This is a genomic window from Bradyrhizobium sp. CFUWI (assembly GCF_056429085.1).
The window spans coordinates 114605-137638 of record NZ_JBWJZE010000016.1; the positions used below are offsets into that span (position 1 = coordinate 114605).

The window sequence follows — 23034 nt, forward strand, 5'->3', positions numbered from 1 at the left end:
ACCGCGATGTGCCCCGGCGTCATGCCGGGGCCACGCGTCGGCACCCTTCCCGCCCGGCAATAAAGCCGTTGCAGGTGCGGGATCGTCGCACTAGCTTCCCCGCACATCTTTCCGGGTAAGAGGCATTACGCGATGACCAGATTTCTTTTCATCATTCCTTTGCTCCTGTGCGCCTCGAGCGCATCCGCGCAGCAGCAGCCCGGCCACGATGCCTGCGCGCGCGATGTCAGCCGCTTCTGCCGCGCCGTGATGAACAATGGCGACGGCGCCGTGCTCGCCTGCCTGAAGCAGAACCGCACCAAGCTGAGCAAGGCCTGCGACAAGGTGCTGACCCAGCACGGGCAGTGAGACGAAACGTCGTAGCCCGGATGAGCGAAGCGATATCCGGGACTTCTGGCCCCGCATGTCGCTGCGCTCATGCGGGCTACGCGCTGACAGGACCTACGTACTGCTTCCCGCCGCGGTCGCGACCACCGGCAGCACCTCGCCATCGGCGCGATCCGGCGTATCGTCCTTCCAGCGCACCGAACCGAACGGGCGCTCCAGCATGCGGCGGATCCGCACCGGCTCGGGGCCGATGTGGAAATCGATCGCCTGCTGATGCAGCGCGCGCTCGGACTGGGTCGAGCGGTTGCGCTGGCGTAAGTAGTCGAACCAGGTCGGGCAGTGATAGCGCTCGGTCCACAGCTCGGGATCGGCGATGTCGCGCGCGATCGACCAGCCATAGGCGCCGTTGCGCTGGCGCGAGAGCTGCACGTCCTGCATCACGTTGTGGAAGGCGCGCGCGTTCTCCTGCGCGACGCGATATTCGATCTCGACCACGAGCGGGCCGCTACGCCCGGTCAGCGACAGCTTCACCTCGGGATCGGCGAGCATGTCCGCATCCTCGTTGCGGGCGCCGACGCGCGGCATCGTGAGCCAAAGCCCGAGCAGCGGCGAGATCAGCATCAGGCCGGCCGCCGTCAGCAGCGCCATCTCGACGCCCGCATAGTCGGTGAGATGGCCCCAGCCCCAGGCGCCGATCGCGATGCCGCCGGCGATCGCGGCCTGGAACGCCGCAAGCGAGCGGCCCGCGACCCAGCGCGGCGCCGAGAGTTGCACGCCGATGTTGAACAGCGCGATCGCCGCCATCCAGACCGCGCCGCCTAGCACCAGCGCGGCCGCCGTCAGCACCGGCTCCGTGCTCAGGGCGAGGGCGGCCATGGCGAGGGCCATCGTGATGGTGCAGGCGCGGATCGCGGCCTCGCCGCTCATGCGCTTGCGCAATTCGTGGATATTGAGCGCGCCGATCACCGCGCCCATGCCGAAGGCACCCAGCATGATGCCGTAGGTCTGCGCGCCACCATGCAGCAGGTCGCGCGCAACCAGCGGCATCAGCGCCATCACGGCGCCGCCGATCAGGCCCATCACCAGCGTCCGCAACAGCACGATCTTGATCGGCGGCGAATTGGTGATGTAGCGGAAGCCCGAGACCATGGCGCGATTGAGCTTCTCCCGCGGCAGGCGCGACGGCTCGGTGCTGCGGCGCCAGAGCAGCAGCACCACCAGCAGCGGCAGATAGAGGATCGCGTTGCAGGCGAACGCGGCCACCGCGCCGAGCGCAGCGACGATGACGCCGCCGACCGCGGGGCCGAAGCTGCGGGCGATGTTGTAGCTGATGCCGTTCAGCGCCACGGCGGAGGCCAACGCCTCAGGCGGCACCTGTTCGCTGACCGAGGACTGCCAGGCCGGGCCGAACAGCGCGTTGCCGCTGCCGACGATGAAACAGAAGGCGAGCAGCAATTCGGGCGTGATCAGGTTGAGGCCGGCCAGCACGGTGAGCGCACTCGCGCCGACCAGCGCGACCGACAACGAAATCACGCTGACGATGCGGCGGTCATACATGTCGGCAATGGCGCCGGCCGGCATCGAGATCAGCATGATCGGCAGCATCAGGGCGGTCTGCACCAGCGCCACCTGGTCGGCCGATGCCGACATCTGTGTCATCGCCCAGGCTGCGCCCACGCCCTGAATCAGAAGGCCGAGATTGGAGAGCAGGCTGGCGAGCCAGATGCGCCGGAACACGGTGTACCGCAGCGGCGCGGCAATGCCGTCGGCGGCCATTTTCTGACGGTTTGGCTGCTCGGTCATGTCCTCTTCCAAATGGGCTGGCAGAAGTGGTGCTGGCGATTCCGGCAAATTCTTTGATGCCTGCGAAAGTCCTTCGCTGTCCAGTGATTAGGCCGCTATAAGCGGTGCAAAGAGACGGTTTGCCGGGGAGGAACAGATGAAGCTGTCGCGACGGACGATCTTGCTGGCGGCTGGCAGCTTGCCCTTCGCAACTGCGAGCTTGCGGACGGGCGCAATCGCCCAGACCACGGCTGCTGCGCCGGGCAATGAGGTGCCGCCGATCCTGTTCGTGCACGGCAATGGCGACTATGACGCGCTCTGGATGACGACCTTGTGGCGGATGGAATCCAACGGTATCGCGCGCGATCGCATGGCGGCGATCAATTTCACCGATCCCAATGCGCGCACCGACGACAAGGTCGAGCAGGCGAACCGCTCCTCGACCGAGGACCAGCGCCGCGAGCTCACCGCTGCCATCGCCGAGCTCAAGCGCCGGACCGGCGCGGCGCGTGTCGCGCTGGTCGGCAGCTCGCGCGGCGGCTATGCCATTCGCAACGTGATCAAGAATGGCGGTGCCGGCGACGTCAGCCACGCCGTGTTGTGCGGCACGCCCAATCACGGCGTGTTCGCAACCGACGATCAGCCCAACAGCGAGTTCAACGGCCGCGGTGCGTTCCTGCGCGCGCTTAACGAGGGCGAGAGCGAGGTGACGCCGGGCGTCGCCTTCCTGACGCTGCGCAGCGACGGCATGGACAAATACGCCCAGGCCGACGGCCGCTTCATCGGCAAGCCCGGCACGCCGACCGGCGTCACCAATGAGGGGCCGGAGCTGAAGGGCGCCACCAATCTCGTGCTCGGTGCGCTCGACCATCGCGAGGTGGCCTTTCACCCCAGGGCGTTCCGTGAGATCTACAAGTTCATCGCCGGCCGGGAACCCGCGCGCATCGCGATCGTGCCGGAGCCGGTCGTCAGGCTGAGCGGCCTCGTCACCGGCACGCCCGGCGGCGTGCCGACCAATCGGCCTGTGGCGGGCGCAACCGTCGACATCTTCCGCGTCGATCCCGATACCGGTGAGCGCAAGGGCGGCGCCGTGCACAGCGCGACCACGGGCGCCGACGGCCGCTGGGGGCCGGCGCAGATCGAGCCCTCCTGGTCGCTCGAGTTCGTTCTGACGTCGCCGGGGGCGCCGATCACGCACATCTATCGCTCGCCGTTCCCGCGCTCGTCTGACGTCGTCCATTTGCGCGCCGCACGGCCGCTCGGGCCGGCCGACAAGGACGCCGGCGCGGTCGTCATCATGTCGCGGCCGCGCGGCTATTTCGGCCTGCCGCGGGACGTGGTGCTGCTGGACGGCAAGGAGCCCGCCGACGTCAAGTCGGGCGTGCCGACCGATTCGGCGGCAACATTGCGGCTTGCAGCCGGCGAGGTTGGACGTAACATCGTGGCTCAATTCGGCGAAGAACGGATTGTAGCGCGGGCCTGGGCCGCCCAGGAGAACCGGATTGCGATTGCCGAGCTGACTTACTAGCTGTTGCCTGCGTACATCTTGCGGGAGAGAGCCATGAATATCGCCAGCGTGCGTCGGCCCATCATCCCTCCGGCTCCTCCGCGTGCGCCCGACGACATGTCGTTCTTCGGCCGTCTCGCCGTGATCCGGCGCAATATGATCGCGACCTGGAGCCAGCGCGCCTATGAGGAAGACGTCATCAAAGGCCGCTTCTTCCTCCGCAACAGTTTCATCCTGAACCAGCCGGACGCGATCCGGCACGTCCTGCTCACCAATTACGAGAACTACACGCGCACGCCGGCCGGCATCCGCATGCTGCGTCCGGTGCTGGGCGACGGGCTTCTGATCGCGGAGGGTCATTCCTGGACGTTCCAGCGCCGCACCCTCGCGCCGGCCTTCACGCCGCGCGCCACCGCGAACCTCGTTCCACACATGACGGCGGTGCTCGACGAGACCATCGCCAAGCTGGACGCGCGGGTGGGGGAAGATATCGACCTGCGCGAGACCATGCAGCGCATGACGCTGGAGATCGCCGGGCGCACGATGTTCTCGTTCGGCATGGACCGGCATGGCGCGACCCTGCGCAATTTCATCATGGAATATGCCGCGCGGCTGGGACGCCCGTATCTTCTCGACATGGTGCTGCCGGTGTCCTGGCCGAGCCCGATGGATTTCGCCCGCGCCCGTTTCCGCAAGCGCTGGACCGAGTTCGTCGCCATGCTGATTGCGGAGCGGCGCGCGGCCGGCAAGAAGGACGGCGCGCCGCCGCGGGACCTGTTCGATCTCATGGACGCGGCGCGCGATCCTGAGACCGGCAAGGGCTTTTCCGACGAGCAGCTCGTCGACGAGGTTGCGACCATGATCCTTGCGGGTCACGAGACCACGGCAACGGCGCTGTTCTGGGCGCTCTATCTGCTCGCGCTCGACCCGGAGACCCAGGAGGAAGTCGCCTCCGAGACGCGCGGCGAGCATCTCGACAGCATCGCCGACATCGACCGGCAGAAGTTGACCCGCGCGGTGATCGAGGAGACGATGCGACTCTATCCGCCGGCGTTCCTGGTCGCGCGGGCCGCGCGCGAGAAGGACAATGCGGCCGGAATCGAGATCGGCAAGGGCGACATCATCATGATCGCGCCCTGGCTGCTGCACCGGCACGAGAAGCTGTGGGATCAGCCGAACGCGTTCATTCCAAAGCGCTTCATGTCGAAAGAGGCGCCCGATCGCTTCGCCTACCTGCCGTTCGGCGCGGGTCCGCGCGTCTGCGTCGGCGCGCCGTTCGCCCAAGCCGAATCCGTGCTGGCGCTGGCCCGGCTGATCGGCGCCTTCCGTGTCGAGCTCGCCGATACCGCAAATCCCGTGGTCCCGCTCGGCGTCGTCACGACCCAGCCGGACCATTCACCCATGTTCCGCATCACGCGTCGGTGACAGGCCCTTTGCTGGCCGGCGGCGCGATCCGCCCGAGATAGAGACCTGCCATGAGCGACATCCAGGCCCAGTTTTCCGTTCTGAAGCAGACTGCCGACGCGAAGGTGGTCGATGCGATCGTACGCCTCATCGAGGATGGCGAGGATCACGAGCTCAACCGCGTCAACGTCCTCGATTTCTCCAGCCAGCACGGCCTCGACGAAGAGCGCGCGATCTCCGCCTTCCTGCATTCGGCGCGGCTCGGGCTATTCGATCTCGGCTGGAACGTCCTGTGCCCGGGATGCGGCGGCGTGCTCGGCGCGCATTCGACGCTGAAGGCGCTCAAGCCCGACGATTATCATTGCGCACTCTGCGCCTGCGGTTACAAGGCCTCCGTCGACGATCAGGTCGAGGTCTCCTTTACCGTCAACCCGCGCGTCCGGCGCATTGCGGCGCACGACCCTGATACGCTTCCCGTGTGGGAGTATTTCAAGCAGGTGTTCTGGAGCTCCGGCGTCGACTTCAACAAGGAATCGTTCGCGACCCTTGCCAATGAGGTGACGCTCGACACGATGGAGCTGCCGGCAGGCGAGAAGGCGACCATGTCGCTGCAGCTGCCGAGCGACTTCGTCATCATCTTCGAGCCGGTGACGCACGCCGCCCATTTTATCGACGTCCAGGGCGAGCCGACCAAGGACCGGCAGCAGCTCGCCATCATTTACAACAAGGTGCAGGCCCCGACCGGCACCACCACCATGCGGCCCGGCCCGCTGCGGCTGTCACTGGAGAACCAGGCCGGCGTGCGCGTGCTGCCGTCGGTGTTCATTGCCGCTGAAGCGCTCCACCATCTCATCGGCAAGCGCAAGCCGTTCCTCACCGCCAAGCGGATGCTGTCGAACCAGACCTTCCGCGACGTGTTCAAGGCCGACAATCTCAGTCTCGATCAGCGGCTCCAGATCACCTCGCTCACCTTCCTGTTCACCGACCTGAAGGGCTCGACCGCGCTCTATGAACGGGTCGGCGATCTCGCCGCCTTCGACCTCGTGCGCGCGCATTTCCATGCGCTGCTCGAGATCATCTCCTCCGAGAAGGGCGCGGTGGTGAAGACCATCGGCGATGCCGTGATGGCGACCTTCGTCCGTCCCGAGCACGCCATCGTCGCGGGCTTGCGGATGCGCGCGGCCATGGACGAGCTCAACAAGCAGCGCGGCACCGACGATCTCATCGTCAAGATCGGCATCCATGAGGGCCCGTGTCTTGCGGTGATGCTCAACGAGCGGCAGGATTATTTCGGCCAGACCGTCAACATCGCCGCCCGCGTGCAGAGCCTGTCGACGGCGCAGGAAATCCACATTACCGGCCCGGTGCTCGACGCGCCCGCGGTTGCGGAGGTGCTGGAGCAGCGCGCGATCAAGCCGATCCAGAAACAGGCGGCGCTGCGCGGCATCGCCGACAAGATGGTGGTGTACGAGATTCCGTGAGAGTGGTCGTCGGCCGCTCCAAGTCCCGTCATTGCGAGGAGCCCTTGCGACGAAGCAATCCAGAATCCCTCCGCGGAAAGATTCTGGATTGCTTCGCTGCGCTCGCAATGACGTGGCGGTGGATGTGCGTCACACTCTCGCCGTCATGCCCGGGGCTTATCCAGGGCATGGAAGGAGCCGGCCCATATTGCCGAAACGTAATGCGGCGCGGGGAACTGACGCACGTTGCGCCGGTTGAGTTTCCTGCTCATATAATGCCGGTAACAGCTGCGCTTCTCGCGGCTGCATCGATTTCGGTAGGACCTTATGCTCGACGGCTTGCGCCAATTCATCGCCGACATTGTCGCCCCCCATGACCAGAACCGCACCTTCGGTGACAGCGATTATCGGTTGGCGGCCACCGCGCTGCTGGTCCACGTTGTCTCGCTGGACGGCCAGCCGACGGCCGCCGAGCGGCGCAAGCTGCACAGCCTGATCGAAAGCCATTTTGGGCTCGATCAAGGCACGGCCGATCGCCTGATCGCGGACGCCACCGAGGTCGAGGGCGAGGCGGTGGACCTCTATCACTTCACCAGCATCATCATGCGCTCGCTCGACGAAGAGGGTCGCAAGCGCATCGTCCGGATGATGTGGGAGCTAGTCTATGCCGACGGCCAGGTCAGCGAGTTCGAGGACAATGTCGTCTGGCGCGCCTCCGATCTGCTCGGGATTTCCCAACGGGACCGGATCGAGCTGAAACATATTGTGGCCGAGCGCGCCGCTAGCCAGGTGAAGGATGGTGCCGTCGGTGGTCGACCTCTCCCGCCTGGTGGATTGGCTCCCACGCGAGCCACATGACGAAACTTTAATGTAACCCCGGCTCTTGGCGGATTCGCCTGCAAAATACCTGTCCTTCCTGCTCCCCTGTCGCCCGCTCAAGCCGCCATTCCGCCAGCGACGCTTGCCTGTCGCGCACGGCTTATGCTCTCGTTCAGCCATTGCGGGGCCAAAGACTTCAATTCAAGAGACTTCGATCGTGACTGAGCGGGTAACGTTGATCACCGGTGCCTCGGCGGGCATAGGCACGGAGCTGGCGCGCGTATTTGCCGCCAACGGACATCGCCTGGCATTGACGGCGCGGCGCGCGGATCGGTTGGAGGCGCTCGCGAGCGAGCTCGCTGCCAAGGGCGGCAAGAAGCCGATCGTGATTGCCTGCGATCTCGAGGACCCCGCCGCCGGCGAGACGATCGCGGCGGCGCTCGCCGCCGAAGGCATCGAGCTCGACCACCTCGTCAACAATGCCGGCTTCGGCGTGTTCGGCGATGCCATCGAGCGCGATCGCGACGAGCAGATCGGGATCGTCGATGTCAACGTGCGGGCCCTGACGGATCTGTCGCTGCGCTTTGCCGATCAGTTGATCAGGAACAAGGGCGGTCTTCTCAATGTGGGCTCGGTTGCGGGCTTCCTGCCCGGCCCCGGCATGGCGGTCTACTATGCCTCCAAGGCCTACGTGATTTCCTTCACCGAAGCGCTGCGGGCGGAGCTCGCGCCGCGCGGCGTTCGCGTCACCGTGCTTTGCCCGGGCCCCGTGCCCACCGAATTCCAGGCGCGCGCCGGCGTCGGGTCCCAACACGATACGGCCCTTCTCAATGTTTCAGCCGCCGATGTCGCGCAGGAGGCATACCGTGGCCTGATGGCCAACAAACGGGCAGTGCTGCCCGGTCTCGGCATCAAGATTGTGCCGTTTGCGCTGCGCTTTTTCCCGCGCGGCTTCATCCTGGCCGCGACGAGCCGATTCCAGAGGCGCAGGCATTAGAGAAATCCTGGAGCTCCCGTAGTGGCCCGGAGCTTGCTTCACTTTGGATGTGTGCGCGAACTCACACGATGTTAACTATCGCTTAGCTATGCTGGCGGTCTGAACCGATAGCACTCGCAGAGGCCATGTCGTTCCGGACGGACAGGTTTGGTGGCGCAGAATTGGTGCCCTTCCGAAAGAAGGCGCCGAGCACTGCCGCCTCCGAAAGCCAGCCGGTCTTGATCGTCCTGCATCAGGAATGCTCGACCCCGGGCCGGGTCGGCAATGCGCTCCGTGCGCTCGGCCACTCCTTGGACATTCGCCGTCCCCGCTTCGGCGATCCGCTGCCGGAGACGCTCGACGAGCATGCCGGCGCCGTATTCTTCGGCGGCCCGATGAGCGCCAACGATCCCGACGATTACATCCGGCGCGAGATCGACTGGCTCGAAATTCCGCTGCGCGAACAGCGGCCGTTCCTCGGCATCTGCCTTGGCGCCCAGATGCTCGCGATGCAGCTCGGTGCCCGCGTCGCGCCGCATGCCGATGCGCTGACCCAGATCGGTTACTACCCGATCCGTCCGACCGCCGCGGGCCGCGCGCTCTGCCCGGCCTGGCCGGCTCAGGTCTATCACTGGCATCGCGAGGGATTCGAGCTGCCTGCCGGCGCCGAGCTGCTTGCAGAGGCCGACGATTTTCCAGTGCAGGCGTTTCGCGCCGGCAATGCCTTCGGCGTGCAGTTTCATCCTGACGTGACCTACGCCATGATGCATCGCTGGACCACGCGCGGCTACGACGGCTTCAGCGCGCCCGGTGCGCGGCAGCGGCACCATCATTTTGCGGATCGTGCCGTCTACGATGCCGCAGAGCGCGCCTGGCTCGATCACTTTATCAATGTCTGGCTGGAGCGCCGGCCGGTGCTGGCCCAAGCCGCCGAGTAACCCGCGCGCCTTTCGCGCAGGCTCCTGGCGCAAGTCCGCGCCGCCCCCCGATATGCTAGGCTCTCCGCCAACGAGCGCGCACCAATGCGTGCCGGCAGACAAGGGAGAGCGTCATGGCCTACGAGCACATTCTCTATGAGGTGAGCGACAAGATCGCGACCATTACGCTCAATCGCCCCGATCGCATGAATGCGTGGACGCCGACCATGGAGCGCGACGTGCGTCATGCGATGGAAGCGTCGAGCGCCGACGACGATGTCCGCGTCATCGTGCTCACCGGCGCGGGCCGCGCCTTTTGCGCCGGCGCCGACATGGATGCGTTGAAGGGGCTCGATCCTGATGACGTCAGGCGCGCCTCGAACCTGCCGCCCTTCGACATGAACCGCCGTCCGGATTGGCAGACGCGCTACGGCTATTATCCGTCGATCAGGAAGCCGGTCATCGCCATGCTCAACGGCGCCACCGCGGGCATCGGCCTCGTCCACGCGCTCTATTGCGATCTGCGCTTTGCCGCCGACAATACGGTGTTCACCACAGCCTTCGCGCGGCGCGGACTGATCGCCGAGCACGGCATCAGCTGGATGCTGCCGCGCATCGTCGGTCATGCCAACGCGATGGATCTGCTGCTTTCGGCGCGGCGCGTGTCGAGCGAGGAAGCCTTTCGGATCGGCCTGGTCAATCGGCTCTGCTTGCCTGAAAAGCTGCGCGAGGAGACCTACGCCTATGCCCGCGATCTCGCCGATTTCGTCTCGCCGAGTGCGATGGCCGTGATCAAGCGTCAGCTCTACGAGGTGCCGTTCCAGACCCTGGCCGAGGCAACGATCGAAGCCAACCGGGAGATGATGGTGGCGCTGGCCGGCAGCGATTTCCGGGAGGGGGTGGCGAGCTTCATGGAAAAGCGGCCGCCGAGGTTTACGGGGAGGTAGGGGGATTTCGGAGAGAGCCCGGCTTCGCCCTTCGGGCTTCGCCGCGGCAGCCTTCGCTACGAAAGGGCTTGCCGAGCCGAAGCAGGCGTAGCCTGCGAAGGCTGGTGGAGCCAGGCGGGATCGAACCGCCGACCTCGTCATTGCGAACGACGCGCTCTCCCAGCTGAGCTATGGCCCCTTTGCTGGCCGCTCTGGTAAACGCGGCCGACAACCGGGCGCCATTTAAGTCCCCGCCAAGGTCAAGTCAAGGACGGGTGTCACCCGGTTTTAGCCATTCGGGGCGCGACTTCCCTTGTTTGGGCGGGGGGGAACCGATATCTAGCAAAGGCGTCAATCCGACCGCAGCCAGAGTTTCCAAAAGCCAGAGTCCTCAAAAGCCATGCGTGCCGTTCTCGACATCGTCATCATCGTGCTCGACCTCTACGTCTGGCTGCTGATCGCCTCCGCGATCCTGTCCTGGCTGATCGCCTTCAACGTGGTGAACACCCGCAACCAGTTCGTCTCGGCGGTGGCGGAGTTCCTGTACCGCATCACCGAGCCCCTGCTGGCACCGATCCGCAATTTCCTGCCCAGCCTCGGCGGTCTCGACATCTCGCCGATCATCCTGATCCTGATCATCATGTTCATCGAGCGGGTGATCCTGTACTACGTCTACCCCAACGTGATCTGAGCAGGCTGGAGCGCCTTGGTTGCCCGAGAAGCCGGCAAGGAGCCTTGGCGTTACGCGGCCGCAGGAATCAGCATCGCATTGCGGGTGACGCCGCGCGGCGGCCGCGACGACATCGACGGGATCGAGCAGCTGGCCGATGGCCGCAGCGTGCTCAAGGTGCGGGTGCGCGCCATCGCCGATGGCGGCGCGGCCAACAAGGCCGTCCTGGTCCTGTTGGCGAAATCGCTCGGCGTTCCCAAGGCCAGCGTGAGGCTGCTGTCCGGAGCTACCTCGCGGCTGAAGCAGATCGCGGTCGACGGCGATCCGGCACGGCTGGGCGAAGCCCTGCGCCAGCTCGTCTCAGCCAAATCGACAGATTGAGGAACTGACATGACTGCCAAGATCATCGATGGAAAAGTCATCGCCGCGGAGCTTCGGGCCCGCGTCGCCGACGAGGTCGCCCGGGTCAAGCGCGAGCACAATCTGGTGCCGGGCCTTGCGGTGGTTCTGGTCGGCAACGATCCCGCCAGCGAGGTCTATGTCCGCTCCAAGCACACCCAGACCCAGGCCGCCGGCATGGCCTCCTTCGAGCACAAGCTGCCGGCCGACGTCTCGCAGGCAGACCTCCTGGCGCTGGTCGCAAAGCTCAACCGCGATCCTGCCGTGCATGGCATTCTGGTGCAGCTGCCGCTGCCGAAGGGGCTGAACACGGAAGCCGTCATCAACGCCATCGACCCCGCCAAGGACGTCGACGGCCTGCATCCGAACAATGCCGGCCGGCTCGCCGGCGGATTCCAGGCACTGTCGCCGTGCACGCCGCTCGGCTGCATCATCCTGACCAAAAGCGTGCACGCTTCGCTGGAAGGCATGAACGCGATCGTCATCGGCCGCTCCAATCTGGTCGGTCGTCCGCTGGTGCAATTGCTGCTGAACGAGAACGCCACGGTGACGATCGCGCATTCGCGCTCGCGCGACTTGCCCGGGCTGGTGAAGCAGGCAGATCTCGTCTATGCCGCGGTCGGCAGGCCCGAGATGGTGCGCGGCGACTGGCTGAAGCCGGGCGCAACCGTGATCGATGTCGGCATCAATCGCATCCCGAAGGAGGACGGCAAGACGCGCCTCGTCGGCGACGTCGCCTATCAGGAAGCGCTTGGGGTGGCCGGCGCGATCACGCCGGTGCCGGGCGGCGTCGGTCAGATGACGGTGGCCTGCCTGCTGGTGAATACGCTGCGTGCGGCCTGCGCGATCGCGGGGCTGCCGAAGCCGGCGGTGTAGCTGAACGTCATTCCGGGGCGGCTCGCAGAGCCGAACCCGGAATCTCGAGGTTCCGGGTTCGCCTCTTCGAGGCGCCCCGGAACGACGACTACGCCCCCTTCTTCTTCTTCTCGCGGTCCATGCCTTCGAGGATCAGCTTGTGCGCTTCCTCCGGGCCGCCCCAGCGCAGGATCTTCACCCATTTGCCCTTCTCGAGATCCTTGTAGTGCTCGAAGAAGTGCTGGATCTGCTGCAGCGTGATGTCCGGCAGGTCGGAGTAAGACTTCACCTTGTCGTAGCGCTGAGTGAGCTTCGACGACGGCACCGCCAGAATCTTCTCGTCGCCGCCGGCTTCGTCCTCCATGAACAGCACGCCGACCGGGCGCACGCTCATGACGGCGCCGGGAATGATGGCGCGGGTGTTGACGATCAGGACGTCGCAGGGGTCGCCGTCATCCGACAAGGTGTGCGGGATGAAGCCGTAGTTACCGGGGTAACGCATCGGCGTGTAAAGGAAGCGATCGACCACCAGCGTGCCGGCCTCCTTGTCCATCTCGTATTTGATCGGTTCGCCGCCCACGGGGACCTCGATGATGACATTGACGTCGTGGGGGACGTTCTTTCCGATCGAGACCGCATCAATACGCATTCAAGGCTCCGTTGTTGCCGAGGATAAATCGCGCCCGGCAGCGATTTTGGCGCTGTCATACGCGGGCTTGGCCCGCTGATCCATCGCGTTCTTGTGAAATAATGAATCCGGAAATCACCGGCTCAAAGGCAACGGTATCGACGGACGGGAAACGCTGCCGCTTCTGCTTTCAGCAGCTCAATTGGTCCAAGCGAAGGCAACTTTGTCGAGCGCCTTCGGCCCGAAACGCTCCGACGAGCGCGCCACCATACGGCCCCCGAGCGCCCGGTAAAACTCGGTCGCCGGATCGTTGTCCGAGAGCGCCCACACCACCATGCTCTTCAGCCCGCTTTGCATCAGGTCGCGGCGGGCGGCGGCGAACAGGCGACGGCCGAAGCCGAGGCCCTGGAATTCCGGGCGCAGATAAATCTCGTAGATCTCGCCGTCGAAATGCAGGCTGCGAGCGCGGTTGCGACCGTAATTCGCGTAACCCGCGATCTTGTCGCCGAACACCAGCACGCTGACGCGGCTGCCCTTGCGGATCGCACTGTCCCACCATTGCGGGCCGCGGCGGTTGATCAGCTTTTCCAGCTCGGCGCCGGGAATGATGCCCTGATAGGCGGAGCGCCAGGCTTCGTCATGAGTGGACGCCACCGCAGTTGCATCTGCAGCTTTGGCCGGCCGGACCTCGATCAGGGTTGTGCTCATGGACACAATCAAACCAAGTCGCCGCCTCGGCGGCAAGACCTATCGTTAATTATCGGTTAACGTGTGGACTTTGTGCATCAGTATCTTGCCCCTGTTGTGCCGAAAAAAGACAAGACGCCGACTCAAACGGCGTCGGCATGCCGTGCGTCGGTGCAAAACTCGTTCTGCGGCAATGAATGAACGACAATGGCAGCGCAAAAAGTCCGCCCAGGGTGATTCGTTCCGACTAGTGTGACGGTCGCTTTCCGTGTCGCCCTCGGCCATTCATGCGGCTCCTCAACATCATCGCGCTCCTGCCTCTGCTGGCCTTGCTGACCGCGGCGCCTGTGTGCGCTCAGGTCACGTTTGGCCCGTCGGGCGAAGAGGGTGAACCGCTTCGCCGACAGAAATGGCTTGTGCCGTCGCTGGATACCGGCATTGCTGCTCATGCCGTGCTGTTTCGCCCCGCCGGCGCAGGTCCGTTCCGGCTTGCGGTCATCGCGCACGCCTCGACGCAGAACGGCTTGCGTCGTGCGCAAATGCCGCAGCCGGAATACCGTCCGCTTGCCGCCTATCTCGTCGCGCGCGGTTATGCCGTGCTGGTGCCGGAGCGGCTCGGCCACGGTGCGACCGGCGGCCGCTATGTCGAGGATCAGGGCGGATGTGACGAGGCCGATTATGCGCGTTCGGGCCGTGCAACGGCCGAGCAAATCCGGCTCGCGCTGGACCATTTGCGAAAGCAGGATTTCATTCGCAAGGAGGCCGCCATCGTAATCGGCCATTCCGCCGGCGGCTGGGGCGCGCTGGCGCTCGCCAATGCCGACCCGAAGACGATCTCCGCCATCACAGTGCTTGCGCCGGGGCGCGGCGGCCATGCCAATGATGAGCCGAACCGGATCTGCGCGCCCCATGCGCTTCTTGCTGCCGCGGCGGAGTTCGGCAAGGGCGCGCGTATCCCCGTCACATGGCTCGTTGCGGGCAATGACAGCTACTTCGCGCCGGCATTTTCGAAGAGCCTGGCTGACGCGTTTCGCAGCGGCGGCGGCAAGATCGAATTTCGCATCCTGCCGGCGCTCGGCAGCGAGGGGCATTGGTCGATCGAGAGCGAGGCCGGTGTCAAAGCCGCAAGCGGCGATCTCGCGCGGGCGCTGAACCCGGGCGGGCCAAAGGCGACCAAGAAGCCATGACGCTTTATGTCCTGGTCAAATTTCTGCATGTGCTCGGCGCCATCGTCATCCTCGGCACAGGCACCGGCATCGCCTTCTTCATGCTGATGGCGCATCGCACCAGCGACGTGGCGTTCATCGCGCGCACTGCCTCGGTGGTGGTGGTCGCGGATACGATCTTCACGCTGTCGGCCGTGCTCCTCCAGCCGGTCACGGGCGGCATGCTGATGATGTTCTCGGCGACGCCGATCACGGAGCACTGGCTGCTCGCCTCGCTCGCCCTTTACGCCGTCGCCGGCCTGTTCTGGATCCCCGTCGTGTTCATGCAGATCGAGATGCGCGACCTCGCGCGCAAGGCCGCCGCGCAGCGCAGTGCGCTGCCGCAGCGCTATTTCGTGCTGTTCCGGCGCTGGTTCGCATTCGGCTTCCCCGGCTTCGGCGCGACGATGCTCATTCTCTGGCTGATGATCGCAAAACCGTTCTGAGGATTCCGATGAATCAGCGAACCATTTTGGTGCTCGGCGCCTCCGGCCTGATCGGCCGCTTCGTCACCGATGATCTGCGTACGCGAGGATTCCGCGTGGTCGGCGTGGCGCGCAGCCTGTCGCCGGCACAGAGGATGAGCGTGCTCGACATCGAACTGCCCATCCTCTCGCTCGATGCTGCGGCTCTGGCGCGGTGCCTGCGCGAACATGCCGTCGATGTCGTCGTGAATTGCCTCGGCGTGCTCCAGGACGGCCCCGGCAGCGACACCGGTGCCGTGCATCGCGATTTCGTCGCGCGGCTGCTTCAGGCAATCGGCGACAGCGGTCGTGCGATCCGCCTGGTGCACATCTCAATTCCTGGGACCGCGGAGGCTGACCGCACCGCGTTTGCGGCGACCAAGCGTGAGGCCGAGCGGCTGATCGCGGCGTCCGGCATTCCCCATGCAATCTTGCGGCCCGGCTTCGTCATCGCGCCTGCAGCCTATGGCGGCAGCGCCATGCTCCGCGCGCTCGCGGCCTTCCCGCTCGATCTGCCGGGCAGGGAGATGGCAACGCCGTTCCAGCCCGTCGCGGTGGAGGACATTGCCGCCACCATCGCCTGGCTCACCACGCGTGACATCGACGATGTCTCGGTGAAAGCGGTAGACTGGGATCTGATGCAATCCGAGCCGGTCGCGATGGCCGAGGTCATCAAACATTTCCGGCATGCGTTCGGGACGTCCGGCTGGCCGCGCATCGCGATGCCTGCGGCGCTGCTCGATCTCGGCGCCAGGATCGGCGATCTCGCCAGCTATCTCGGCTGGATGCCGCCGATGCGCTCCACCGCCATCGCCGAACTGCGCCGTGGCGTGCGAGGCGATCCCTCAGCCTGGATCACCGCCACCGGTATCACTCCGAAGACGCTTGCCGAGACGATCGGCCGCCATCCCGCCACCATCCAGGACAAATGGTTCGCGCGCCTGATCCTGGTCAAGGCCCTGATCCTCGCGAGCCTGGTCGCGTTCTGGCTCGTCTCCGGCTTCATCGCGCTGTTCGTGTCCTATCGCGCCGCCGCCGGTATCCTGACCGCGCACAATTTTCCGCCGGCCCTGGTCGATCCCATCACTGTCGGTACCAGCCTGATGGACATGAGCATCGGCGTGCTGATCGCCTTCCGCCGCACGGCGGCGATCGGGCTCGTCGCGGGCATCGTCGCTTCGCTCGGCTATATGGTCGGCGCGGCGGTCCTGACGCCCGATCTCTGGATCGAGCCGCTCGGCGCGCTGGTCAAGACCGGTCCGGCGATCGTGCTGATGCTGGTCGGCCTCCTGTTGCTGGATAATCGCTGATGAGCAAATGGCCGGACGATGACGTGATCCTGTTCGACGGCGTCTGCATCTTCTGCTCGCGCTGGGTCCGCTTCGTGGCCAAGCGCGACACCGGGAAGCGGTTTCGCTTCACGCAGATCCAGTCCGACTATGGCGCCCGGCTCGCACGCACATTCGGCATCGACCCCGCTGATCCCGACACCAACGCGGTCGTCCACGGCGGCGAAGTGTTCATGAAGTCCGACGCCGCACTGACGGTGCTGTCGCAGCTTCCTGGCTGGCGCTGGGTGCGGGTGCTTTTCGCGGTGCCGAAGCCGCTGCGCGACTTCGTCTACAGCCTCGTCGCGCGCAATCGCTATCGCATCTTCGGCAAGTACGATGCGTGCTTCGTTCCTGATGCTGATTTGCGCGCGCGGGTGATCGAGTAGCCGCGTCATTGCGAGGAGCTCTTGCGACGAAGCAATCCAGATTGCCTCCGCGGAAAGCTTCTGGATTGCTTCGCTGCGCTTGCAATGACGGAGTCTGCGACTAAAGCTGCCCCGCAGCCGCCAGTACTTCCTTGCCCGCCCGCTCCCCGCTGTCCCGCGCGCCATGCGCCGTCGTGAAGAAGCTCGGCGACGTCGCCTCGCCGGCAAAGAACAGCCGCCCGTCCACCGGCGCGGCCAGCACGGCACGGTCGCCGGCGTGGCCGGGCAGGGCGTGCGAATACGATCCCCGTGCGAACGGATCGCGCGCCCAGCGCGACTCGTACAGCGGCTTCAGCTTGCGCCTGATATCGTTGCCGAGAAAGCCCGCGATCTCGTTGATGGCTTGCGCGGCGATGGCACCTTCGCCGGCATCTTCCAGGGCGCGGGCAAAGCTGCCGCCGAAAAAGCCTTCGATGCAGGGCTGGCCGAACGGGCGGATGTGGTAGGTGCCCATGTCCGTGCGCATGGTGGCGCCGCGCAGATTGGCTTCCTTCGGAAAAGCTTCGGCGTCCTCGAGCGCCAGCGTCACCTTGTCGTCGACGCCGAGCGGCAGGCCGGCTGCTGCGTCGACCTTGGACGGCAACGGCGGTGAAAAGCGCAACGTCTCATCGGCGATCAGGTTGGTCGGCACGGTGACGATCGCCTTGTCCGCGGTCAGCGTGCCCTGCGATGTCTCGATGCGGATGCGCTTGCCGGAATGATCGATCAGGGTGACGTTGCAATTCAGGGCCACCGGGCAGGGCGCGCCATAGGCCGAAACAAGCGCGCCATAGCCGCGGCGGACGCGCCAGTTCAGGTCCGTGTCCTCATAGGCGTCCCAGTCCAGCGTGGACATGTCCTTGAGCTCGCAGCCGTTGACGTAGGTCGAGACCGCGTCGATCATCGGGTTCCAGCGATTGCCCACTTCAAGGCTCAGGCTCGCGGGCTCGTCCTTGCCCTTCTGCGCGGCCTGCCAGAGGCGCTCGTAGAATGCGTCCATGGCGCGCATGAAATCGTCGCGCTCGCTTGGCGGAAACGCGTTGCCATAGGCGCGCTCGCGCCAGGGCGGCAGGTCCTTGTTGAGCTCGAAGCCAAGCTGCTTTGCGATCGCGACGAAGGAGTTCTTGTCGGCGGAGTGCAGCCAGCCGCAGCCGACGTCGAAGGTGACCTCGGGCGAGGCCTGCACCGTCCAGGCCCGGCCGCCGAGCCTGTCACGCGCCTCCAGCACGATCGCCGAGAGGCCGGAGCCCGCCAGCGCATGCGCCGCGCCGAGGCCGGCGGCACCGGCGCCGATGATCGCGACGTCGACGGAAGAGGGGAGGGAGCTCATGGGCGGGCTCTAGCACGTTCGGGAAGGGTGCTGAAGCCGGCCAAATACGCAGGTCTTGTGTCCCGGACGCGCTGCAGCGCCTTTGCGCGGCTGCCGGGGCACGGGGCAGTTTCGTAGGGTGGGCAAAGGCGCCTTTGCGCCGTGCCCACCATCTCGGCCGTCAGGATAGTGGTGGGCACGCTGTCGCTTTGCCCACCCTACGGCACGGGTTGCGGCAGCCTTACGCCACCGCTTCCTTGGCCTTTTCCGCGCGCTTGCGCTCGTTCGGATCGAGGTGCTTCTTGCGCAGTCGGATCGACTTCGGGGTGACCTCGACGAGCTCGTCGTCCTCGATATAGGCGAGCGCCTTCTCCAGCGTCATGCGGATCGGCGGGGTCAGGCGCACGGCTTCGTCCTTCGAGGTCGTGCGGATGTTGGTGAGCTGCTTGCCCTTGAGCACGTTGATCTCGAGATCGTTGTCGCGGGTGTGCTCGCCGACGATCATGCCTTTGTAGACCTTCCAGCCCGGCTCGATCATCATCGGGCCGCGATCTTCCAGCTTGAACATGGCGTAAGCCACCGCTTCGCCCTGGTCGTTCGAGATCAGCACGCCGTTGCGGCGGCCCTGGATCTCGCCCTTGTACGGCGCGTAGCCGTGGAACAGGCGGTTCATGATCGCGGTGCCGCGGGTATCGGTGAGCAATTCGCCCTGGTAACCGATCAGGCCGCGGGTCGGCGCGTAGAACACCAGGCGCTGGCGGTTGCCGCCCGAGGGCTTCATCTCGATCAGCTCGGACTTGCGCTCGCTCATCTTCTGCACGACGACGCCGGAATGCTCCTCGTCGACGTCGATCACGACCTCCTCGATCGGCTCCAGGGTGGCGCCGGTGGCCTCGTCCTTCTGGAACACGACGCGCGGGCGCGACACCGAGAGCTCGAAGCCCTCGCGGCGCATGGTCTCGATCAGGATCGCGAGCTGCAATTCGCCGCGGCCCGAGACTTCCATCGCGTCCTTGTCCGCGGCCTCGACCACGCGCAGCGCGACATTGCCTTCGGCCTCGCGCAGCAGACGGTCGCGGATCATGCGGCTCGTCACCTTGTCGCCTTCGGTGCCGGCGAGCGGGGAGTTGTTGACGATGAAGGACATCGACACGGTCGGCGGATCGATCGGCTGCGCCGGCAGCGGCACCTCGACGGTCGGATCGCAGAAGGTGTCGGCGACGGTGCCCTTGGTAAGGCCGGCAATGGCGACGATGTCGCCGGCTTCGGCTTCATCGAGCGGCGTGCGCTCGAGGCCGCGGAAGGCCAGGATCTTGGTGATGCGTCCGGACTCGACCAGCTTGCCCTCGGCGTTCAGCACCTTGACCTGCTGGTTCGGCTTGAGCACGCCGGACGAGATGCGGCCGGTGATGATGCGGCCGAGATAGGGATTGGCTTCCAGGATGGTGCCGATCATCCTGAACGGACCTTCCTCGACCGTCGGCGGCGCGACGTGGCGCAAGATCAGGTCGAACAGCGGCTCCATGCCCTTGTCCTTCGGACCTTCCGGGCTGTCGGCCATCCAGCCCTGCTTGGCCGACCCGTAGAGGATCGGGAAGTCGAGCTGCTCCTCGCTGGCATCGAGCGCCGCGAACAGGTCGAACACCTCGTTGATGACCTCGGTCGGGCGCGCGTCGGGGCGGTCGACCTTGTTGATGACGACGATCGGCTTCAGGCCGACCTTGAGCGCCTTGGAGACCACGAACTTGGTCTGCGGCAGCGGGCCCTCGGCGGCGTCGACCAGCACCAGGGCGCCGTCCACCATGTTCAGGATGCGCTCGACCTCGCCGCCGAAATCGGCGTGGCCGGGGGTGTCGACGATGTTGATGCGGGTGTCCTTCCACTGCACCGAGGCCGCCTTGGCCAGGATGGTGATGCCGCGCTCGCGCTCCAGGTCGTTGGAGTCCATGGCGCGATCCGTCACCTTCTGGTTCTCGCGGAACGTGCCGGACTGCTGGAGGAGTTTGTCGACCAGGGTCGTCTTGCCGTGGTCGACGTGGGCGATGATGGCGACGTTACGAAGATTCATGAGTGAGCTTCTTTGCGGTCGAACAATGGGTTAAGCGCGATCTCGCCGGTCAGACCGGGACCTCTTCTCGAAACAACGCTGGAAGACTGGAAACGGGCGCTTTCCGCCCAAAAAGGAAGCCCGGCCATCTGGACCGGGCACCCTACGCGTTGCGGCGCAATATATGCAAAAACCGCCAAAAAACAATGCGTTCTTTGGGCCTTGGTTGACTGAATTTTGCCCGGGAATCTCCGGGGCTTAGCTATCGTTCCGGGCCGGCGGGGCCTTTCGCCCCACGATGGCCGCCCAGATCATGACGACGCCTCCGATGCCGATGACCAGTCCCAAGAAGACCAGCGAGGCGATATCGGAAGGGATCCGGCCACCGTCGACCACCGACATTCCGCCGAACAGGAGCGCGCAGAGCCCCGGCAGCAGCATGAAGATCCCGGCGATCGCCATCAGCGCGGTCGCGCAGCCGCTGCGCTGGTGCTGGTTCTGCGCAGGCACTTCCGGTGGGGTGTGGCTGGAATCGCTCATGATCTCTTTCTCGCGGCTCTGATCAGCATGACCCCGGCGAATGCCGTCAGCAATCCGAGGAGGAGGACCGGCATGAAGCGGCTGTCGAAATGTGAGTCGACGGCGAAAATCAGGGCGCAGAAACCGGGCAGCAGCAGGAGCACCCCGAACATGACCATGAAAGCTGTGGCGCATCCGCTCCGTGGCTGCGGCCCGGGAGAGAGCGTGTCGCTCATCGCGGCACCTCCTCGCGCCGGCTGGCCTCCCGATAGGTTTCGCCGGCCAGCGCCGCGCGGATGCCGTCGATCTTGCCGTTGCGGTAGAACAGATTGTAGGTGTCGAACGGAATGATCGCGCCCTGCTCGGTCACGAAATGGATGCAGCTGCGCTTGACGTTGCCGACGCAGAAATTGAAGCGATCGAGGAACTGCACGATGGTGACGCGGAACACGTTCTCGTAGGACAGCCCTTCCGGCACCTGAAAGCTCGGCAGGCAGCACAGCAGTTCGCAGACCCGTTCCGACGTGTTGAGCGGACCCGATGACAGCGAGAACAGATCGACGAATTTTTCCCGCAGCATCGGATATTTCTCCGGGCTGATCGTGTTGGGCATCACCGCAACCAGCTGCTCCTGCGGGATCAGCGAGGTCAGCGGCAGCACCTTCTCGCCGTTGCGCAGGCCGTAGCCGATCGAGATGCTTTCGGGATTGCAGGGCAGCGGGATCATGTCCTTGTCGCCGAACACGCCGGACTCGATCACGCGCTTGCGGATCTCCGACAGCATGATGCGGTCGGTCTTGCCATCGAAATTCTCGTTGCGGCCGGCGTCCTGCACCGGCTGCAGCGTGACGCCGCGCACGCATTTCCAGGTGAGCGCGTGGCGGACGATGTCGCCGATCTCGGCATCGTTGACGCCGCGCTTGATGGTCGCGACCAGCGTGGTCGACACGCCGAAATGCTCGAGATTTTCCAGCGCCTGCTGACGGATCCTGCGCAAATCCGCGCCGCGCAGATCGATCAGCGCTTCGCGCTGCAGCGAATCGAACTGGAGATAGACCTCCAGCCCGCGCTTGTTCTCGGCGAGCCGCGCCACGAAATCCTTTTCGCGCGCGATGCGCAGGCCGTTGGTGTTGATCATGACGTGGCGGATCGGACGGGCGCGCACCGCGTCCAGGATCTTGAAGAAATCCGGATGCAGCGTCGGCTCGCCGCCGGAGATCTGCACGAGATCGGGCTCGCCCTCGCTTGCGACCAGCGCGTCCAGCATCTTCTCGATGGTTGCGAGCGGGGTGAATTTCGTTCTTGCCGGCGAGGATTCCGCGAAGCAGACCGGGCAGGTCAGGTTGCAGTGCTCGGTGATCTCGATCAGCGCCAGGCAGGAATGCTGCTCATGATCGGAGCAGAGCCCGCAATCATAGGGGCAGCCGAATTCGGTGCGCTGCTGGAATTGCAGCGGCCGGTCGCCGGGCTTGATGAAGTCCTTGCACAAGCGCCAATAGGCGGCATCGGTAGACACCAGCGTGGACTGGACGCCGTGCTCCTTGCAGCGCTTTTCGTACCAGACCTCGTTGTCCAGGATCTGGATCTTGGCCGGCACCAGCTTCAGGCAGGTTTCGCAGAGAGATTGGGTCTGGCCCCAGAAGATATAGGGACGCGACTTACGCAACGGCGCGTTCATGCAGGGGTCTCGCTTTGGGCGCCGTCGCCAGCATGACGCCGGCGTAGAGCAGGATGGACAGCGACAGCAGGTGAAACAGGGTGAAGGGGCCGATCAGCGTGCCGTAGGGCTTGAGGAATTCCCACAGGAAGCGTTGCGCGCCATAATAGGCGAGCGCCAGGTAGAAACCATTGGTGATCACAAACGCGTTCCGGTTCAAGACCGCCAGCACATAGGCGACCGCGAACACGGCCATGGCCGCGCTCTCGTAGAGCTGGACCGGATGGCGCAGAACGCCGTCGCCGAAATCATGGCTGAAAGGCAGCGTGGTCGGCGTGCCATAGGTGAAGTCGTCGAGGCCCGCGAAATAGCAGCCGAGCCGGCCGATCGCGATGCCGACGGCCAGCGGCAGCGCGAACCGCGCGCCGGTGCGGAAGCTGATGCCGGCCGTCCATTTGTAGAGCTCGATCGCCACGATGCCGCCGGCCAGCGCGCCCTCGACCGAGCGCGCGATGCCGCTCTGACCCGACAGCCACAGATTGGCGGAGCCGAACAGATAGGCGCCGAGGCCCGCGCCAAACACCAGCGCGGCGATGTAGGGCAGCGCGAAGGATTGCGCCGGAAACCGCAAACCCTGTCGCGCCAGCCCGTAGGCGGCCGCGGCCGCGCCCAGCCACGCCAAGACGTCGAAGACGGTGTGAAGCAAAGCCCCGCTCATGCCGGGGATACTAGCCAAGTTCC

24 protein-coding genes and 1 tRNA gene are annotated in these 23034 nt (G+C 65.3%); 15 read left to right on the forward strand and 10 right to left on the reverse strand.

Going from position 1 to position 23034, the window contains the following annotated elements:
- Positions 1 to 132 precede the first annotated feature (132 nt).
- Positions 133 to 348: a cysteine rich repeat-containing protein gene (locus AC066S_RS29070; RefSeq protein WP_126256803.1), complete on the forward strand. Its 216-nt coding sequence runs from the start codon at positions 133 to 135 to the stop codon at positions 346 to 348.
- A gap of 93 nt (positions 349 to 441) precedes the next feature.
- On the opposite strand, the gene AC066S_RS29075 is transcribed toward AC066S_RS29070, so the two are convergent.
- Entirely contained in the window at positions 442 to 2130 is a 1689-nt protein-coding gene (locus AC066S_RS29075) for an MFS transporter (protein ID WP_478271242.1), read from the reverse strand.
- A 136-nt stretch (positions 2131 to 2266) separates the two neighbouring features.
- Here AC066S_RS29075 and AC066S_RS29080 point away from each other — a divergent pair, with 136 nt between their 5' ends.
- From AC066S_RS29080 to AC066S_RS29110, 7 genes are all read left to right on the forward strand, one after another.
- Positions 2267 to 3637 carry a hydrolase gene (locus AC066S_RS29080; RefSeq protein ID WP_478271243.1) on the forward strand — a complete coding sequence of 457 codons (1371 nt, stop codon included), beginning with the start codon at positions 2267 to 2269 and terminating at the stop codon, positions 3635 to 3637.
- A gap of 33 nt (positions 3638 to 3670) precedes the next feature.
- Complete coding sequence (locus AC066S_RS29085; RefSeq protein WP_478271244.1) at positions 3671 to 5041, forward strand: cytochrome P450; 1371 nt, start codon at positions 3671 to 3673, stop codon at positions 5039 to 5041.
- A 50-nt stretch (positions 5042 to 5091) separates the two neighbouring features.
- Entirely contained in the window at positions 5092 to 6501 is a 1410-nt protein-coding gene (locus AC066S_RS29090) for a DUF5939 domain-containing protein (protein WP_478271245.1), read from the forward strand.
- 306 nt (positions 6502 to 6807) lie between these two features.
- A complete protein-coding gene (locus AC066S_RS29095) occupies positions 6808 to 7338 on the forward strand; it encodes a tellurite resistance TerB family protein (RefSeq protein WP_126256797.1) in 531 nt (176 codons plus the stop codon).
- Between the two features lie 178 nt (positions 7339 to 7516).
- Positions 7517 to 8296 (forward strand): SDR family NAD(P)-dependent oxidoreductase, encoded by a 780-nt coding sequence (locus AC066S_RS29100; RefSeq protein WP_126257265.1) that lies wholly within the window; start codon positions 7517 to 7519, stop codon positions 8294 to 8296.
- 125 nt (positions 8297 to 8421) lie between these two features.
- On the forward strand, positions 8422 to 9213 hold the full coding sequence (locus AC066S_RS29105; protein WP_478271246.1) for a glutamine amidotransferase: 792 nt from the start codon (positions 8422 to 8424) through the stop codon (positions 9211 to 9213).
- A gap of 113 nt (positions 9214 to 9326) precedes the next feature.
- Positions 9327 to 10139: an enoyl-CoA hydratase gene (locus tag AC066S_RS29110; RefSeq protein ID WP_478271247.1), complete on the forward strand. Its 813-nt coding sequence runs from the start codon at positions 9327 to 9329 to the stop codon at positions 10137 to 10139.
- 102 nt (positions 10140 to 10241) lie between these two features.
- Here AC066S_RS29110 and AC066S_RS29115 read toward each other — a convergent pair.
- Positions 10242 to 10317, reverse strand: a tRNA-Ala gene (locus tag AC066S_RS29115).
- 201 nt (positions 10318 to 10518) lie between these two features.
- Here AC066S_RS29115 and AC066S_RS29120 point away from each other — a divergent pair.
- The 3 genes from AC066S_RS29120 to folD are packed head-to-tail and all read left to right on the forward strand — an operon-like array spanning position 10519 to position 12063.
- On the forward strand, positions 10519 to 10809 hold the full coding sequence (locus AC066S_RS29120; protein ID WP_024338768.1) for a YggT family protein: 291 nt from the start codon (positions 10519 to 10521) through the stop codon (positions 10807 to 10809).
- Positions 10810 to 10824: 15 nt separating this feature from the next.
- Positions 10825 to 11169, forward strand: a complete 345-nt coding sequence (locus tag AC066S_RS29125) for a DUF167 domain-containing protein (RefSeq protein ID WP_478271248.1) — start codon at positions 10825 to 10827, stop codon at positions 11167 to 11169.
- 9 nt (positions 11170 to 11178) lie between these two features.
- Positions 11179 to 12063, forward strand: coding sequence for a bifunctional methylenetetrahydrofolate dehydrogenase/methenyltetrahydrofolate cyclohydrolase FolD (gene folD, locus AC066S_RS29130; RefSeq protein WP_478271249.1), 885 nt, complete (start codon positions 11179 to 11181; stop codon positions 12061 to 12063).
- Positions 12064 to 12151: 88 nt separating this feature from the next.
- Here the strand turns inward: folD and ppa are convergent, their stop codons facing one another.
- Positions 12152 to 12691 (reverse strand): inorganic diphosphatase, encoded by a 540-nt coding sequence (gene ppa, locus AC066S_RS29135; protein WP_135170174.1) that lies wholly within the window; start codon positions 12689 to 12691, stop codon positions 12152 to 12154.
- Positions 12692 to 12868: 177 nt separating this feature from the next.
- Positions 12869 to 13378, reverse strand: coding sequence for a GNAT family N-acetyltransferase (locus AC066S_RS29140; RefSeq protein WP_126256791.1), 510 nt, complete (start codon positions 13376 to 13378; stop codon positions 12869 to 12871).
- A gap of 266 nt (positions 13379 to 13644) precedes the next feature.
- On the opposite strand from AC066S_RS29140, the gene AC066S_RS29145 reads away from it, so the two are divergent.
- Genes AC066S_RS29145 through AC066S_RS29160 form a run of 4 tightly spaced genes read left to right on the forward strand, consistent with a single transcriptional unit; the run spans position 13645 to position 16743 of the window.
- Positions 13645 to 14544: a dienelactone hydrolase family protein gene (locus tag AC066S_RS29145; protein WP_135170175.1), complete on the forward strand. Its 900-nt coding sequence runs from the start codon at positions 13645 to 13647 to the stop codon at positions 14542 to 14544.
- Positions 14541 to 15008: a DUF2269 family protein gene (locus AC066S_RS29150; protein ID WP_478271250.1), complete on the forward strand. Its 468-nt coding sequence runs from the start codon at positions 14541 to 14543 to the stop codon at positions 15006 to 15008. Before AC066S_RS29145 ends, AC066S_RS29150 begins: the two co-directional genes overlap by 4 nt.
- An 8-nt stretch (positions 15009 to 15016) precedes the next feature.
- On the forward strand, positions 15017 to 16336 hold the full coding sequence (locus AC066S_RS29155; RefSeq protein WP_478271251.1) for an SDR family oxidoreductase: 1320 nt from the start codon (positions 15017 to 15019) through the stop codon (positions 16334 to 16336).
- On the forward strand, positions 16336 to 16743 hold the full coding sequence (locus tag AC066S_RS29160) for a thiol-disulfide oxidoreductase DCC family protein (RefSeq protein ID WP_478271252.1): 408 nt from the start codon (positions 16336 to 16338) through the stop codon (positions 16741 to 16743). Before AC066S_RS29155 ends, AC066S_RS29160 begins: the two co-directional genes overlap by 1 nt.
- Before the next feature lie 100 nt (positions 16744 to 16843).
- On the opposite strand, the gene AC066S_RS29165 is transcribed toward AC066S_RS29160, so the two are convergent.
- The 6 genes from AC066S_RS29165 to AC066S_RS29190 form a co-directional block, all read right to left on the reverse strand.
- Positions 16844 to 18091: a flavin monoamine oxidase family protein gene (locus tag AC066S_RS29165; protein ID WP_478271253.1), complete on the reverse strand. Its 1248-nt coding sequence runs from the start codon at positions 18089 to 18091 to the stop codon at positions 16844 to 16846.
- Positions 18092 to 18311: 220 nt separating this feature from the next.
- A complete protein-coding gene (typA, locus tag AC066S_RS29170; RefSeq protein ID WP_126256785.1) occupies positions 18312 to 20138 on the reverse strand; it encodes a translational GTPase TypA in 1827 nt (608 codons plus the stop codon).
- Positions 20139 to 20375: 237 nt separating this feature from the next.
- A complete protein-coding gene (locus AC066S_RS29175) occupies positions 20376 to 20657 on the reverse strand; it encodes a hypothetical protein (protein ID WP_126256784.1) in 282 nt (93 codons plus the stop codon).
- Entirely contained in the window at positions 20654 to 20872 is a 219-nt protein-coding gene (locus tag AC066S_RS29180; RefSeq protein ID WP_126256783.1) for a DUF308 domain-containing protein, read from the reverse strand. The genes AC066S_RS29175 and AC066S_RS29180 overlap by 4 nt, the downstream gene beginning before the upstream one ends.
- Positions 20869 to 22314 (reverse strand): radical SAM protein, encoded by a 1446-nt coding sequence (locus tag AC066S_RS29185; protein WP_478271254.1) that lies wholly within the window; start codon positions 22312 to 22314, stop codon positions 20869 to 20871. Before AC066S_RS29185 ends, AC066S_RS29180 begins: the two co-directional genes overlap by 4 nt.
- The gene (locus AC066S_RS29190) at positions 22295 to 23011 is read right to left on the reverse strand and encodes a prolipoprotein diacylglyceryl transferase family protein (protein ID WP_478271255.1); all 717 of its coding nucleotides are present in this window, start codon (positions 23009 to 23011) and stop codon (positions 22295 to 22297) included. The genes AC066S_RS29185 and AC066S_RS29190 overlap by 20 nt, the downstream gene beginning before the upstream one ends.
- Positions 23012 to 23034: the final 23 nt, after the last annotated feature.

Bases quoted from the DNA above. Each gene is read 5' to 3' on its own strand.
- AC066S_RS29085 (WP_478271244.1), top strand. From the start codon at position 3,671: ATGAATATCGCCAGCGTGCGTCGGCCCATCATCCCTCCGGCTCCTCCG.
- AC066S_RS29190 (WP_478271255.1), bottom strand. From the start codon at position 23,011: ATGAGCGGGGCTTTGCTTCACACCGTCTTCGACGTCTTGGCGTGGCTG.
- AC066S_RS29160 (WP_478271252.1), top strand. From the start codon at position 16,336: ATGAGCAAATGGCCGGACGATGACGTGATCCTGTTCGACGGCGTCTGC.
- AC066S_RS29075 (WP_478271242.1), bottom strand. From the start codon at position 2,130: ATGACCGAGCAGCCAAACCGTCAGAAAATGGCCGCCGACGGCATTGCC.
- AC066S_RS29175 (WP_126256784.1), bottom strand. From the start codon at position 20,657: ATGAGCGATTCCAGCCACACCCCACCGGAAGTGCCTGCGCAGAACCAG.
- AC066S_RS29105 (WP_478271246.1), top strand. From the start codon at position 8,422: ATGTCGTTCCGGACGGACAGGTTTGGTGGCGCAGAATTGGTGCCCTTC.
- AC066S_RS29080 (WP_478271243.1), top strand. From the start codon at position 2,267: ATGAAGCTGTCGCGACGGACGATCTTGCTGGCGGCTGGCAGCTTGCCC.
- AC066S_RS29185 (WP_478271254.1), bottom strand. From the start codon at position 22,314: ATGAACGCGCCGTTGCGTAAGTCGCGTCCCTATATCTTCTGGGGCCAG.
- AC066S_RS29140 (WP_126256791.1), bottom strand. From the start codon at position 13,378: ATGAGCACAACCCTGATCGAGGTCCGGCCGGCCAAAGCTGCAGATGCA.
- typA (WP_126256785.1), bottom strand. From the start codon at position 20,138: ATGAATCTTCGTAACGTCGCCATCATCGCCCACGTCGACCACGGCAAG.
- AC066S_RS29090 (WP_478271245.1), top strand. From the start codon at position 5,092: ATGAGCGACATCCAGGCCCAGTTTTCCGTTCTGAAGCAGACTGCCGAC.
- folD (WP_478271249.1), top strand. From the start codon at position 11,179: ATGACTGCCAAGATCATCGATGGAAAAGTCATCGCCGCGGAGCTTCGG.
- ppa (WP_135170174.1), bottom strand. From the start codon at position 12,691: ATGCGTATTGATGCGGTCTCGATCGGAAAGAACGTCCCCCACGACGTC.
- AC066S_RS29070 (WP_126256803.1), top strand. From the start codon at position 133: ATGACCAGATTTCTTTTCATCATTCCTTTGCTCCTGTGCGCCTCGAGC.
- AC066S_RS29120 (WP_024338768.1), top strand. From the start codon at position 10,519: ATGCGTGCCGTTCTCGACATCGTCATCATCGTGCTCGACCTCTACGTC.
- AC066S_RS29145 (WP_135170175.1), top strand. From the start codon at position 13,645: ATGCGGCTCCTCAACATCATCGCGCTCCTGCCTCTGCTGGCCTTGCTG.
- AC066S_RS29165 (WP_478271253.1), bottom strand. From the start codon at position 18,091: ATGAGCTCCCTCCCCTCTTCCGTCGACGTCGCGATCATCGGCGCCGGT.
- AC066S_RS29110 (WP_478271247.1), top strand. From the start codon at position 9,327: ATGGCCTACGAGCACATTCTCTATGAGGTGAGCGACAAGATCGCGACC.
- AC066S_RS29150 (WP_478271250.1), top strand. From the start codon at position 14,541: ATGACGCTTTATGTCCTGGTCAAATTTCTGCATGTGCTCGGCGCCATC.
- AC066S_RS29155 (WP_478271251.1), top strand. From the start codon at position 15,017: ATGAATCAGCGAACCATTTTGGTGCTCGGCGCCTCCGGCCTGATCGGC.
- AC066S_RS29180 (WP_126256783.1), bottom strand. From the start codon at position 20,872: ATGAGCGACACGCTCTCTCCCGGGCCGCAGCCACGGAGCGGATGCGCC.
- AC066S_RS29095 (WP_126256797.1), top strand. From the start codon at position 6,808: ATGCTCGACGGCTTGCGCCAATTCATCGCCGACATTGTCGCCCCCCAT.